Origin of the sequence: Actinokineospora auranticolor (genome assembly GCF_041897805.1) — a bacterium.
Classification (GTDB): domain Bacteria; phylum Actinomycetota; class Actinomycetes; order Mycobacteriales; family Pseudonocardiaceae; genus Actinokineospora; species Actinokineospora auranticolor.
Window position 1 is genome coordinate 2,781,468 of the sequence record NZ_CP154825.1, and the last position, 12,940, is coordinate 2,794,407.

The 12,940-nt window shown below is 69.6% G+C and carries 12 protein-coding genes; 10 read left to right on the plus strand and 2 right to left on the minus strand.

Annotation, left to right across the window (positions count from 1 at the left end; genetic code table 11):
- The first annotated feature begins 8 nt into the window (after nt 1–8).
- The 3 genes from hpaE to V5P93_RS12765 all read left to right on the plus strand — a co-directional run bounded on the left by hpaE (nt 9) and on the right by V5P93_RS12765 (nt 3,126).
- Complete coding sequence (gene hpaE, locus V5P93_RS12755; RefSeq protein WP_104480406.1) at nt 9–1,517, plus strand: 5-carboxymethyl-2-hydroxymuconate semialdehyde dehydrogenase; 1,509 nt, start codon at nt 9–11, stop codon at nt 1,515–1,517.
- A gap of 161 nt (nt 1,518–1,678) precedes the next feature.
- Nucleotides 1,679–2,338: an SDR family NAD(P)-dependent oxidoreductase gene (locus V5P93_RS12760; RefSeq protein WP_104480405.1), complete on the plus strand. Its 660-nt coding sequence runs from the start codon at nt 1,679–1,681 to the stop codon at nt 2,336–2,338.
- Nucleotides 2,335–3,126, plus strand: a complete 792-nt coding sequence (locus V5P93_RS12765; RefSeq protein WP_104480404.1) for an SDR family NAD(P)-dependent oxidoreductase — start codon at nt 2,335–2,337, stop codon at nt 3,124–3,126. The genes V5P93_RS12760 and V5P93_RS12765 overlap by 4 nt, the downstream gene beginning before the upstream one ends.
- A 56-nt stretch (nt 3,127–3,182) precedes the next feature.
- Here V5P93_RS12765 and V5P93_RS12770 read toward each other — a convergent pair whose 3' ends face one another.
- Nucleotides 3,183–3,455, minus strand: coding sequence for a hypothetical protein (locus V5P93_RS12770; RefSeq protein WP_104480403.1), 273 nt, complete (start codon nt 3,453–3,455; stop codon nt 3,183–3,185).
- Nucleotides 3,456–3,644: 189 nt separating this feature from the next.
- Here V5P93_RS12770 and V5P93_RS12775 point away from each other — a divergent pair, with 189 nt between their 5' ends.
- From V5P93_RS12775 to V5P93_RS12800, 6 genes are all read left to right on the plus strand, one after another.
- Nucleotides 3,645–4,052 carry a hypothetical protein gene (locus V5P93_RS12775; RefSeq protein ID WP_104480527.1) on the plus strand — a complete coding sequence of 136 codons (408 nt, stop codon included), beginning with the start codon at nt 3,645–3,647 and terminating at the stop codon, nt 4,050–4,052.
- 1,109 nt (nt 4,053–5,161) lie between these two features.
- Complete coding sequence (locus V5P93_RS12780; RefSeq protein WP_104480402.1) at nt 5,162–6,532, plus strand: aspartate aminotransferase family protein; 1,371 nt, start codon at nt 5,162–5,164, stop codon at nt 6,530–6,532.
- Nucleotide 6,533: 1 nt separating this feature from the next.
- Complete coding sequence (locus V5P93_RS12785; RefSeq protein ID WP_104480401.1) at nt 6,534–7,775, plus strand: aspartate kinase; 1,242 nt, start codon at nt 6,534–6,536, stop codon at nt 7,773–7,775.
- Nucleotides 7,776–7,886: 111 nt separating this feature from the next.
- Nucleotides 7,887–8,675, plus strand: a complete 789-nt coding sequence (locus V5P93_RS12790; protein WP_104480400.1) for an MOSC domain-containing protein — start codon at nt 7,887–7,889, stop codon at nt 8,673–8,675.
- Between the two features lie 100 nt (nt 8,676–8,775).
- On the plus strand, nt 8,776–9,162 hold the full coding sequence (locus V5P93_RS12795; RefSeq protein WP_104480399.1) for a hypothetical protein: 387 nt from the start codon (nt 8,776–8,778) through the stop codon (nt 9,160–9,162).
- Between the two features lie 6 nt (nt 9,163–9,168).
- Nucleotides 9,169–9,720, plus strand: coding sequence for a DUF3558 domain-containing protein (locus V5P93_RS12800; protein WP_181043598.1), 552 nt, complete (start codon nt 9,169–9,171; stop codon nt 9,718–9,720).
- On the opposite strand, the gene V5P93_RS12805 is transcribed toward V5P93_RS12800, so the two are convergent.
- Complete coding sequence (locus V5P93_RS12805) at nt 9,717–12,077, minus strand: Hsp70 family protein (protein ID WP_104480397.1); 2,361 nt, start codon at nt 12,075–12,077, stop codon at nt 9,717–9,719. The two genes, V5P93_RS12800 and V5P93_RS12805, sit on opposite strands and share 4 nt — an antisense overlap.
- Before the next feature lie 119 nt (nt 12,078–12,196).
- Here V5P93_RS12805 and V5P93_RS12810 point away from each other — a divergent pair, with 119 nt between their 5' ends.
- A complete protein-coding gene (locus tag V5P93_RS12810; protein ID WP_104480396.1) occupies nt 12,197–12,817 on the plus strand; it encodes an L-threonylcarbamoyladenylate synthase in 621 nt (206 codons plus the stop codon).
- Nucleotides 12,818–12,940 lie beyond the last annotated feature (123 nt).

The window sequence follows — 12,940 nt, forward strand, 5'->3', positions numbered from 1 at the left end:
GAACAAGCATGACCGAGCCAGTCGTCCCCCGCCCTGCCGACCTGCCCAGCGACCTGCGGCACTTCATCGACGGCAAGCCGGCGTCCAGTGTGGACGGTGCGACCTTCCCGGTCGCCGACCCGGTCACCAACGAGGTCTACGGCCGCGTCGCCGCCGGTGACGCCGCCGACATCGACCTCGCCGTGGCCGCCGCCAAGCGCGCGTTCACCGAGGGCCCGTGGCCGCGGCTGAGCGCCCGCGAGCGCGCCAAGATCCTGAACAAGATCGCCGACGGCATCGAGGTGCGCGCCGAGCGCCTGGCCGAGCTGGAGACCTTCGACACCGGTCTGCCGATCACCCAGGCCCGCGGCCAGGCGCACCGCGCGGCGGAGAACTTCCGCTACTTCGCCGACGTCATCGTGGCCATCCACGACGAGGCCTACGTCGTGGGCGACAAGCAGGTCAACTACTCGGTGCGCCAGCCCGCCGGTGTCGCGGGTCTGATCACCCCGTGGAACACCCCGTTCATGCTGGAGACCTGGAAGCTGGCCCCCAGCCTCGCGTCGGGCTGCACCGTGGTGCTCAAGCCCGCCGAGTGGTCGCCGCTGTCGGCGAGCCTGCTGCCGGAGATCATGACCGAGGCGGGCGTGCCGGACGGCGTGTTCAACCTGGTGCACGGCATCGGTGAGCAGGCCGGTGCGGCGCTGGTGTCGCACCCGGACGTCCCGCGCATCTCGTTCACCGGTGAGAGCGGCACCGGGCAGATCATCATGCGCTCCTCGGCCGACAACCTCAAGGAGGTGTCGATGGAGCTGGGCGGCAAGTCGCCCTGCGTGGTCTTCGCCGACGCCGACTTCGACCGGGCCGTGGACGCCGCCGTGTTCGGCGTGTTCTCCCTCAACGGCGAGCGCTGCACCGCCAGCTCGCGGGTCCTGGTCCAGCGCGAGATCTACGACCGGTTCGTCGAGGCGCTGGGCGCCCGCGCGGCGGCCGTGCGCGTCGGCCTGCCCGCCGACCCGACCACCGAGGTCGGCGCGCTGATCCACCCCGAGCACTACGCGCGGGTCATGGAGTACGTCGAGATCGGCAAGCGCGAGTCCCGGCTGGTGGCCGGTGGCGTGCGCCCCGAGGGCCTGCCGGAGGGCAACTTCCTGCAGCCGACCGTGTTCGCCGACGTCCGCCCGGACGCCACGATCTTCCAGGAGGAGATCTTCGGCCCGGTCGTCGGCGTGACGCCGTTCGACACGGAGGAGGAGGCCATCGAGCTGGCCAACGCCACCAAGTACGGGCTGGCCGGATATGTCTGGACCAGTGACCTGCAGCGCGGCCACCGCGTCGCGCGCGCGGTGCAGTCGGGCATGGTCTGGATCAACTCGCACAACGTGCGCGACCTGCGGACCCCGTTCGGCGGCATCAAGGCCAGTGGTGTTGGCCAGGAAGGCGGTGTGCACAGCATCGACTTCTACAGCGACGTGCGCGCCATCCACGTGGCCGTCGGCGACCTGCACACGCCGCAGTTCGGCAAGGCTGGCAAGTAAAAAGACCCAACCGGTGGTCCGGCTTCGGTGCAAGTCGGACCACCGGTTGTCCCATGCCGTGACCAACTAGTTGCCTCGAAGCGAACGATCGTTGTTCGGCTGCGCACTAGTGGGTTCTGGCTCTGGGTAACCGCTCATGGCGGGAATTAGCGTGCCCGGTCATGGGCAGCATGGACGGCAAGGTGGCACTGGTCACCGGGGCCGGTTCCGGGGTCGGCATCGCGGTCGCGCGGATGCTCGACGACGAGGGCGCCACGGTGGCGGTGCTCGACGGTGACTCGACCGGGGCGGAGCTGGCCTCGCGCGGGCTCCGGCGCGGCATGGTGGTCAGCGCCGACGTCTCCGACCCGGTGCAGGTCGACGGCGCGGTGCGCGCGGTGGTCGACCACTTCGGCAGGCTGGACGTGCTGGTCACCAACACGGGCGGCTGGGACTGCGGTCCGGCCGCCGCCGGGTCCACGATGGACATCACGGACGAGCAGTGGCACGAGGCGCTGGGAGTGCGCCTCGACGGCACGTTCTACGGGACCCGGGCGGCGTTGCGGGCGATGAAGGGCCAGGGCAGCGGGGCGATCGTCACGATCGTCGCGGACTGCGGGCACATGGCGCACCACAGCGCCGTCGAGGGCGCCGTGCGCGGGTTCACCGCCGCGGTGGCCGGGGACGTGGCCCCGCTGGGCATCCGGGTCGGCGCGGTCGCCCCGGGGTGCACGGACTTCCTGGTCCCCGAGGACATCGCCGCGGCGGTCCTCGGCCTGCTCGGGCCGGACGGCGCCCACCTGAGTGGACAGACGATCAAGACGAGAGGAACGGTCGCATGAGGTTCGCGGACACGGTCACCCTGATCACCGGGGCGGGCACGGGGATCGGCGCGGCCACGGCCCGCCGGCTGGTCGAGGAGGGCGGCAAGGTCGTCCTCACCGGCAGGCGCGAGGCCCCGCTGCGCGAGGTCGCCGACCCGCTGGGGGAGAGCGCGCTCGTGCTGCCCGCCGACGCGGTGGACTCGGCGGCCATGAAGGCCGTCGTGGCGGCGACGCTGGAGAAGTTCGGCAGGCTCGACGGCGTGGTCGCCAACGCCGGTGGCCACGGCCTCGGCACCGCCCTGGAGACCGACGACGCGGGCTGGAAGCTGGCCCTCGACGTCAACCTGACCAGTGCCTTCGTCACCATCCGCGAGGCGCTGCCCGCGCTGCGGGTGCGCGGCGGCTCGGTCGTGCTGGTCTCGTCGCTGGCCGGTCTGTTCGCGGGCCCCGGTGTCGCGGGCTACACCTCGACCAAGCACGCGCTCATCGGCCTGACCCGCTCGATCGCCCGCGACTACGGCCGCGACGGCGTCCGCGCGAACGCGGTGTGCCCGGGCTGGGTGCGCACGCCGATGGCGGACGAGCAGATGGCGGCGTTCGGGGCGGGCAAGGGCCTGGACCGGGAGCAGGCGTACAAGGTCGTCACGGAGAACTGCCCGCTGGGCCGCCCGGCCGAGCCGGAGGAGATCGCGTCGGTCATCGCGTTCCTGGCGTCGAAGGACGCCGCGATCGTCAGCGGCGCCGTCGTGACGGCCGACGCGGGCGCCAGCTCCGTCGACCTGCCGACGATCGCCTTCGTCGACTAGCGGCAGCGCCGTGCGGCGGGGTGGTGACCGGTCGCCGGTCGCCACCCCGTTCCGCTTCAGGCCGTGCAGCGCAGCCAGGGGCGGTTCGCCCGCCACGGGTACACGGTCGCGACGCCCCACCGGCTCGCCGGGTCGTCCAGGTAGCCGGGGTCGCGCACGAACATGATCCAGGTTCGGCCGTCCCCGGCCTGGTACGTGACCTGGCACTGCTTCTCGTCCGCCAAGAGGTGCGGCGTCCCCTGGGTCAGCACCCGCCGGACGCACGCCACCAGGTGGTTCCGCTGCGCCCGCGACGTGACGTTGCCGTGCCTGGCGCTGATGTGCCGCATCCCGTAGTTGATGTCGTGACCGCCGGCGGCCGGGTCTCTTGGGTCTCGTCTGGCATCGCGCCTGCCCGGTCCGGGCGGCGTGGAGCAGGAGACCAGTCCCCGGAACGGGGGTTGCGGGAGTTCACCTGTCGGCGGTGGATACGCACACGACCGGATCCGATCGCGTGTTCGCCCCGCTACGCTGTGCGCATGTCGACATGGCGCGACCTCGCGCAGTACGTCCGCGAAGAGTACGAGGTCATCTCCGAGGAGGAGGACCAGCTCCGGATCCTGGTCAACTTCGAGCAGCAGGACGAGGAGGACGAGCGCACCCAGGTGGTCATCGTCGCCCTGGAGATCCTGGACAGCAAGCACGAATGGGTGCAAATCGCCACGCCGCTGGGGTTGGCGGACAAGGTGGACCTGAAGGCGGTCCTCACCGAGATCGGCCACTCCAGCATCGCCTGCGGCGCCGCGATCATGGGCGACCACGTCGTCCTGCGGCACTCGCTGCCGCTCAAGGACCTGGACATCCACGAGTTCACCGACCCCCTGGAGCTGCTCGCGGGCACCGGCGACCAGCTGGAGGAGATCTTCTGGGGCGGCGACGAGTACTGAGCGGGCCCACCCGCGCGTCCGCCGGAGCGCCGGAGCACCGCACGCCCCCTCGCGGGGGCCGTGCCCCGCTCCGGCGCTCCGCCGTTCCAGGGGCCGCCCGCGCGCTCGCGGACGGAGTGGTCGGACACTTGGTACGTCGAGCGACCGCCCCGGCGGAACCGGCCTAGTCCCGGATCGTGAACCGCGCCCGCGGCGCGCTGGTCGACCAGGAGCACGGCCGGTGCGACCGTCCGCAGCACGGCGAGTAGGGCCAGGTGTCCGATCGCGACCGCCTCCCCGCTCCGGTCGCCGTCCGAGCGGGTGCGCCAACACCGCGCCCGGAACGAGGTCGGTCGAGCCGCCGGTGCGGTCGACAGCGGGATTCACCCGGACGACGGTCGTTCCCGCCGATGTCGTCCCCTTTTTCTACTCAAGCGCGTATCAACCTTTCGCAAAGCGTCCGGTCGGGTTATCAACCCGATCACCCTTCGTGCCCGCCGGCTATTGACGCACTGGGGCCGCGCATCGTCCCACATTCACCTCACATCCGCTCATCGGGTGCGTGTTAAAGTCCGCAATCTCACTCGTCGGTAAGGACGACCCGCTTTTCGGCAGGCCCTTGCAATTTGCAGTCTTCGCCCGTACGGCCCACGTCCGTGCGGCATCCGGACCGGCACGACCTTCCGTCTCGCATACTTGAGACTGAATTGATGCCCGCTATGGTCGAACGTTATGTACCTATCACGTTGTCAACGGCTTGACTGGCGAGACTTTGGTGGGCAAACGTTCACATGTCACCTGAGTGAATGGCAAAGAACATTGGAACGCTACTCCTTTTGGGTAATAGGTTGTGAATTCTTCTACCCCGAAGGGCGTAGGTGGGGATAGTTAGCAACAGTTATGTTTCGCATGCCTCCAGTGCCACGGTGAAACTGTTAATGCGCGCAGTCGGAATCCGAACGCGTCGATCCGCCCCGGCCCGGTCCGCGGCGGCGGCACCGACCACAATGGACTCCTCCCGAACCGCGGCACGGCGGAGGCGACGCCCGGCAGGGCGGGGCGACCCCCGCCGCCGGACTCACCGAAAGTCCCACCACGACACACGGTGTTAAGGAACCAGGAGTGAGCGAATGACCGACCTCATCGTGGCGATGAGCCTGCCGCACGTCGACGGCGCGCTACCGGGCGCGCGTTCGGCGCGGTACCTGGCCCGCCAGGAGCAGACCGAATCCAACGCCCGCAGCTACCCACGCGGTCTGCCGATCGCGATCGAGCGCGGCCAGGGCAGCTTCGTGCGCGACGTGGACGGCAACGTCTTCATCGACTTCCTCGCGGGCGCGGGTGTGCTTTCCCTGGGGCACAACCACCCCGAGCTGGTCGCGGCCATGGTCGACCAACTCGGCGTGCTCACCCACGGCCTCGACTTCCCCACCCCGGCCAAGGCGGCCTTCGTGGAGGCGCAGCTGGCGATGCTGCCGCCCACCATGCGGGAACGCACCAAGATCCACTTCTGCGGTCCGACCGGGGCCAACGCGGTCGACGCCGCGATCAAGCTGTGCAAGACCGCCACCGGCCGCGGCGACGTCGTCTCCTTCCAGGGCGGCTTCCACGGCGCCACCGCCACCGCGATGGCGCTGACCGGCCTCGTCGCGCAGAAGAGCCCGGTGGCCAACGGCCTGCCGGGCGTGCACTTCTTCCCCTACTCGTCCTGCACCCGCTGCCCGCTCGGGCTGCGCCCGGACACCTGCGCCACCAACTGCGTCGAGTACCTGGAACGGTCCCTGCGCGACCCCAACGGCGGCTTGCCGCTGCCCGCCGCGGTCATCCTCGAACTGGTGCAGGGCGAGGGCGGCGTCATCCCCGCGCGGCCGGAGTTCGTCCGCCGGGTCCGTGCGCTGACCGCGGAACTCGACATCCCGCTGATCGTCGACGAGGTGCAAACCGGTTGCGGGCGGACCGGAACCTGGTTCGCGTTCGAGCAGTACGGCATCGAACCGGACGTCGTCGTCGCGTCCAAGGCGCTCAGCGGCGTCGGCGCGCCGGTCGCGGTCATCCTGTACGACCGCAAGCTCGACGCGTGGAAACCCGGTTCGCACACGGGGACCTTCCGCGGCAACCAGCTCGCGTTCGCCGCGGGCGTCGAGGCGGTCCGCGTCATCGAGCGCGACGACGTGCTGGGCAACGTCCGCCGACGCGGCGAGCAGGTCTCCAAGCGGCTCGCGGAAATCGCGTGGCACCCGGCCGTGCGCGACATCCGGGGCCTCGGCCTGATGTGGGGCATCGAACTCACCGACGCGCCAGACGGCACACCCGCGCCGGAACTCGCCGCCAAGGTACGGGATTCGGTGCTGCACGAGGGATTGATCCTCGAACTCGGCGGCCGCGACGACCGCGTCGTGCGGCTGCTGCCGCCGCTCAACGTCACCGCCGAGGTCGTGGACATGGCGTGCGACATCCTGATCGGCGTCCTCGGTCGGCTCGGACTGGGGGAGCGGGGTTGACATGGCACTCGTCGTGCAGAAGTACGGTGGCTCCTCGATCGGTTCGGCCGAGCGCATCACCGAGGTGGCCCGGCGGGTGATCGCGACGAAGGAGGCCGGGCACGACGTGGTCGTCGTCGCGTCCGCCATGGGCGACACGACCGACGAACTGCTCGACCTGGCCGCCCGGGTGTCCCGCACCCCCGGTTCGCCGCGCGAGATGGACATGCTGCTCACCTCCGGCGAGCGGATCTCCAACGCGCTGCTGGCCATCGCGCTGACCGACCTCGGGCACCCGGCGACGTCGCTGTCCGGCCCGCAGGCAGGCGTGTTCACCACGGGCGACCACGGCAGCGCGCGCATCGTCGACGTGCTGCCCACACGGGTGCGGCAGGAACTGGACCGCGGCCGGATCGTGCTGGTCGCGGGCTTCCAGGGGCTGTGCAAGGACACCGACGACGTGACGACCCTGGGCCGCGGCGGGTCCGACACCACCGCGGTCGCCATCGCGGGCGCCCTGCGCGCCGACGTCTGCGAGATCTACACCGACGTCGACGGCGTGTGCACCGCGGACCCGCGGGTCGTGCCGACCGCGCGGCTGCTGCCCCGCGTCGGCTACGCGGAGATGCTGGAACTGGCCGCCAACGGGGCCAGGGTGCTCATGACACGCTCGGTCGAGTACGCGCGGCGCCACGGCGTCACGCTGCACGTGCGGTCCTCGTTCACCGATGAGCCGGGGACGATCGTGGCCGAGCCCGCCGGAGAGGTTGTGGAGAGGGACATGGAGAAGGAAACCGTCACCGCCATCGCCCACGACCGCTCGAGCGCGCTGGTCACGGTCGCCGGGGTGGCCGACGACCCGGCGCTGGTCGCCCGCGTCTTCCGGGTGCTGGCCGGTACGGGCGTCGAGGTGGACATGCCCGCCTTAGGGGCTGCCCTTTCGTTCACCGTCCCGCGCTCGTCGGCGGTGGCGACCGCGGAGCTGCTGGAAGCCGAGCTGGGCCTGAAATCGGTGTCGGTCGACGTGGGCATCGGCAAGATTTCCCTGGTGGGGTCGGGCATCCGCGCCGCCACCGGTGCGTTCTGGGAGACCTTCGCCGCGCTGGAGGTGGAGATCACCCAGGTCGCCACGTCCGAACTGCGCCTGTCCGCGCTGTGCCGGGAGAGCGAGCTGGACCGGGCCGTGCGGGCGCTGCACGAGGTTTTCGAGCTCGGTGGCGCGGACCAGGCGGTGGTGTACGCGGGGAGCGGTCGGGGGTGGTGATGTAACACCGGCGTCGCGCGGGGCGACGTCGTGAGTGCGGCCCCGGCCAAGTCTTCTGACAGCCCCCCGATCAGCCTTGACGGGGCCGCACTCCCCGGTAGCGTCGGTGCCGTGATCACAGTTGCCGGATTGCACGCGTACCCGGTCAAGGGCTGTGCCGGGACGGCCTTGGCGGAGTCCGCGGTGGGCCCGGCGGGCCTGGCGCACGACCGGGCGTTCATGGTCGTGGACGCGTCGGGTGTGTCCCGGTCGCAGCGCCGAGACCCTCGGTTGGCCGTGATCCACCCCGAGGCCACGGCGGACAAACTGGTCCTGCGCGCCCATTCGCACGGCGAGATCACCGTGCCCGTCGACCTGCTGTCTCCTCCGCGCCCGGTAACGATGTTCGGAGACCCCTACCGCGCCATAGACCAAGGCGACGACGCGGCGGCTTGGTTCACCGACGTCCTGGGATCCCCAAGCCGCTTGGTGCGCGTACCGTTGGACCACGACCGGGTCGCCACGGGAGAAACCCCGGGTACTTCCGGTTTCGCCGACAGCAGCGCGATCCACCTGCTGTCACTGGAGTCTTACGACGACCTCCGCACCCGCTTGCCCGCTGTGCCCCTCGATCGCTTCCGTCCCAACATAGTCATCACGGGCGTTTTCCCTTATGCCGAGGACTCGTTGCGCACTTGCCGAATCGGTGATGTCGCCCTGGGGTACACGAAGCCCGCGATCCGTTGTGCCGTGACGGTGGTCAACCAGCGCACCGGAACTCGTGAGGGCCCGGAACCACTCCGCACCCTCGCCACCTACCGCCGGACCCCGGACGGCATCGCCTTCGGCACGAAGTACGCGGTGACCACCCCGGGCACTATCGCGGTGGGGGACGAACTCAAGCCCCTGACCTGGGCCTAACCCACCCGATGTGACTTCTCCACCAAGCCCGGGATTCCCCCGTTGCGGTGACGGCAACATTGCTACCGTACCCCCGACTCACCCCTTCGGCGGAGGCCCCATGCGAGACTCAGACGGCGGCGGAGGCTCCCTCTCCGCGGCATCGGTGGACAGCTTCCTGTCCACCGCCAACCAAGGCGGCTTCGCCGTCAACGCCCGTGGCGGCGAGGCCCTGCGACAGGCCATCCGCAACATGGTCGCGTGGATTGATAGCCAGAGGTTCGAGTTCGAGAAGCTTCAGCAGGTGCCCAAGCTGGGCAGCTCGAACAACGCCGAGATCATGAAGCCGTTCATGCAACAGGTGGCTGGTGACGCGAACGGCTTTGTCACAAGGGTCTTGGAGCTGCGCGAGTCGCTGATCAAGGCGGATGAGGCCATCCAGGCCGCCATGGCGAACTATGCTGAGGTCGAGCAGACCAACGCCAGTCTCAACTCGGAAGGTCGTTAGATCCCGGTGAAGCGTTCACGCTGGTGGGCCCAAGCAGCAGTGTCGGTTGCCTTTCTCGCGGGGTGTACGACGACCACGGGTGGGCAAGCCAACACCGAGGGGTCATCCACGCCTCCGACCAGCGGCGGAGCCGACAAGACCACCACTGGCCCATCGGAATCGAACACGTCCGCTCTCAAGCCGTGTGGATGGCTTGCGGAATCCGACCTGCGGACGTTCGGTACATCCGAGAAGCCGAAGCAGAAGGAGACGAAGAGCTATACCTCCTGCGAGTGGAGGGTGTCGAAGGAGCGTCTAGCCGACAGCTTCACAATCGGTATCACCTACTACAAGGAGCGCGGAGTCGAAGAGTTGGTCGCTGAGGGCGAGCGGACTCCGGTGCGGATCGGAAGGCACGAGGGTGTTCAGGCGTTGGGCACCAACAAGGTGGGGTGCATTGTCTCGCTCGGGATCACGCAGACCTCGCGCGTGGATGTGCTGATCGTGGGCACTGGTACGAGTGAGCTCTGTCCTCAGGCCAAGACCGTGGCCGAGTTGGTCGAGCCGAGCCTGCCCTAGCCGGGGAGGCGGACCAGGGCCGTGGGGGTGGTTCGGTCGTCGCCGGGTGGGGGTTTCGGGGTGTGCAGGGCGTAGCCCTGGCCGAGGGGTTCCAGCCAGCCCGGGGCGGTGGTGACCTTCTCCACGCGGTCGCCGTCGACCAGGAGGACCTGGGAGGCGTTTTCGCTGGTTCTGGTGGCCAGCCAGATCCGGTCGCCGTCCACGCGGATTCTGGGGGATTCCGTGGGGACGACCGAGGCGAGGTTTCCCAACAGGCCCGGGAAAGTGCCCAACACGCGCGGGCGGGTTTCGTCGTATAGGTGCAGGGACAGGCCGCGGTTCGGGATCAGGGAGTCTTGTACCAGGCCGTACAGGTGGGTCGCGGTGGCTATCCAGCGGGCGGTGCCTGCCGGTGGGCGTTCCACGAACAAGCGGCGGTCTGTTCCCTCGAACGTTTCTAAGCCCAGGTTGGTGGCCAGGAACCAATTGTCCTTGTAAAGCAGTTGGTGCGCCCACAATCCCGTGGTGTCCTGTTGTTCGGCGACCACGGACAACTCGCCGGTGGCGTCGAGCGTGGCCAGGGTTTGGCTCGGCACAATGGCCCGCGACCGCAGTCCGGTCCGGCGGCGGCTGGTGCGGCCCAGGATCAGCGCGCACGAACGGCCGTCCCCCAAGGGGGTGGGTGGTACCGAACTGGGCATGGACGGGTCCAGGAGCCGCCGCCGGGTGCCGTCTTCGTTGATGAACCAGGTGGCGGTCGGGCCCAGGGGAGTGGGCTGGGCCGTCACGGGGGTGAAGGCGGTGGTCGGGCGGACGACGAGGAAGGCGGGGTCGGCCAGTTCGCCCCAGGGGAGGCCGTCGGCGTTGTTCACTGGGCGTGTCGATGTCCCCCGGAGGAACACCCAGCCGGTGCCCGCCTGGGCGATCAGCCACGGATCGTGCGGGGTGAGCAGGTCGACGGTGTTCAGGATGATCAGGTCCGGGCTCAGCGCGTGCACCCGCACCGCCGTGCCGCGTCGCTCGGCGATGAGCACCAAGTGCTCGGCGACGGCCCACCCGACGATCCGGGCCATCGGCAGCTCGCGCTCCACTCGGCCGTTGCCGTCCAGCAGGCGGACCCGGTGGCCACCGCCCTCGCCGACGCCCCACGTGTACAGGACGCCGTTGGCCGCGACGGCCTCGAGCACGCCCGTGGCCAGCACCGGGAACGGTCCGTTCGGTGACGGGATCCGCACCACCTGGGTTTTCTCACCCACACCGGGGTCACTCACTGGGGTGGGTGGGGCGGGTTTGAGTGACCGCTGGGCCCAGCGCGCCGCCCCCAGGGACACCACGGCCTTCGGGTCGTGCACCGTCCGCACCAGGTCGTTGTAGCTGGCCCGCAGCGTCTCCTCCACCAGCCGGATCCGGCTGGCGCCACCCGTCAGGAACACCCCGCGCAGCTGCTCCGGCGACCGCCCGCTCTCCGCCAGGCTCTTGGCCAGCAGCGCCGTCGTGCGCGCCACGTCGTCGGCGATCAGCGCCTCGAACTCCGGACGGGTGATGCGCACGTCCGCGTCCGCGCCGACCACGTACTGCCCGGCGTCGTCGTGCTCGGACAGCGACTCCTTGGCCAGCCGGGCGTCGGTCAGCAGGTCGGTCGCCGCGGCCAGCCACCGCCGGTCACCGCTCGTGCTCACCTGCTCCCACCACTGGGGGTTCAACGCGCTCAGCTGCTCCCCGAAGTGGTGAAACACCCGCTCGTCGAACGTCTCGCCACTGATCTCGGGGTCACCCGCCGGTGCGCCCACCACGGTGAACCCGGACTCGGTGAACGACAGCACCGCCGTGTCGAAGGTCCCGCCGCCCAGGTCGTACACCGCGACGCTGTCCTGCCCATCACCCGATCGTGGGTGGCCGTAGGTGGCCCCGTAGTGCACGGCCGCGGCGACCGGCTCGGCCACCAGCTCGACCGGCACCCCCGGCAGCACCAGCTCCGCGACCTCGCCGAGTACCGTGCGCTGGGCCTCCGACCACGCGACCGGGTGGGTGAGCACCAGTACCGACGGGGCGGACCCGTCGAACCGGGCGCGCGCGGCGTCGACGTACTGCCCCAGCAGCGCCCCCAGCGCCTGCTGCGCGGTGATCAGCTCGCCGCCGAGCACCATGGGTCGCCTGCCGACGTACCGCTTCGGGTTGCGCTCCGCACGATCGGGTGAACGGCCGACCATGCGCTGCGCCACGCCACCCGCGAGGAGCTTGCCCGAGCCGTCGAGCAGCACCGTCGAGGGGATGCGGCGCTCACCGGCGACCTCGAGCACCTCGACCCGGTCGGCGGTGGCGACCGCCCCGGACGTGAAGCTCGTGCCGAGGTCGACCCCCAGACTCCACCGTGTCACGTCACTCCCCGCTGCCGACTTGTCACCCGGTTGTTCACCCGTTCGTGTCCATACTCAGGATCGCTCCTGCCTGGACAGTGTTTCCCGGCGGGGTGGGCGCGGCTCCGTAGACTCCCGCCATGGCGAAGTACTTCGACGTGCACCCGGACAACCCGCAGCGGCGCTCGATCCTGCAGGTGGTGGACCTGGTGCGGGATGGCGGACTGATCGCCTACCCCACCGATTCCTGCTACGCGCTCGGCTGCGCGCTGGGCAATCGCGACGGCATCGACCGGATCCGGCAGATCCGCGGTCTGGATGATCGGCATCACTTCACCCTGATGTGTCAGGATTTCGCTCAATTGGGCCAGTTCGTGCATCTTGGCAACGCGGTGTTCCGTGCGGTCAAATCGGCGACGCCGGGTAGTTACACGTTCATCCTTCCTGCCACGAAGGAGGTGCCCCGCAGGCTACTGCACCCGAAGAAGCGCACGGTGGGTGTTCGCATCCCCGATCACACCGTCACCCAGGCGCTGCTCGCTGAACTGGGCGAACCGCTGTTGTCCAGTACGTTGCTGCTGCCCGGCGAGAACGAGCCGATGGTGTCCGGTTGGGAGATCAAAGAGGCCCTCGACCACGTGGTCGACGCGGTCATCGACTCCGGGGAATGCGGCACGGTGCCGACCACGGTGATCGACTTCTCGGAGGACGAACCGGAGATCGTGCGGCGCGGCGCGGGCGACACGGCGCGATTTGAGTAGTCCTCACCACTAACTGCGGGGAAGCGGCCAAATCGGTTGCACGGTGTGTCTATCGCCACGATCGTTGTATAACGAGCGGATTACGCTACTGTCTGCTCCCGTGTCGGATCATCTACCTTCACC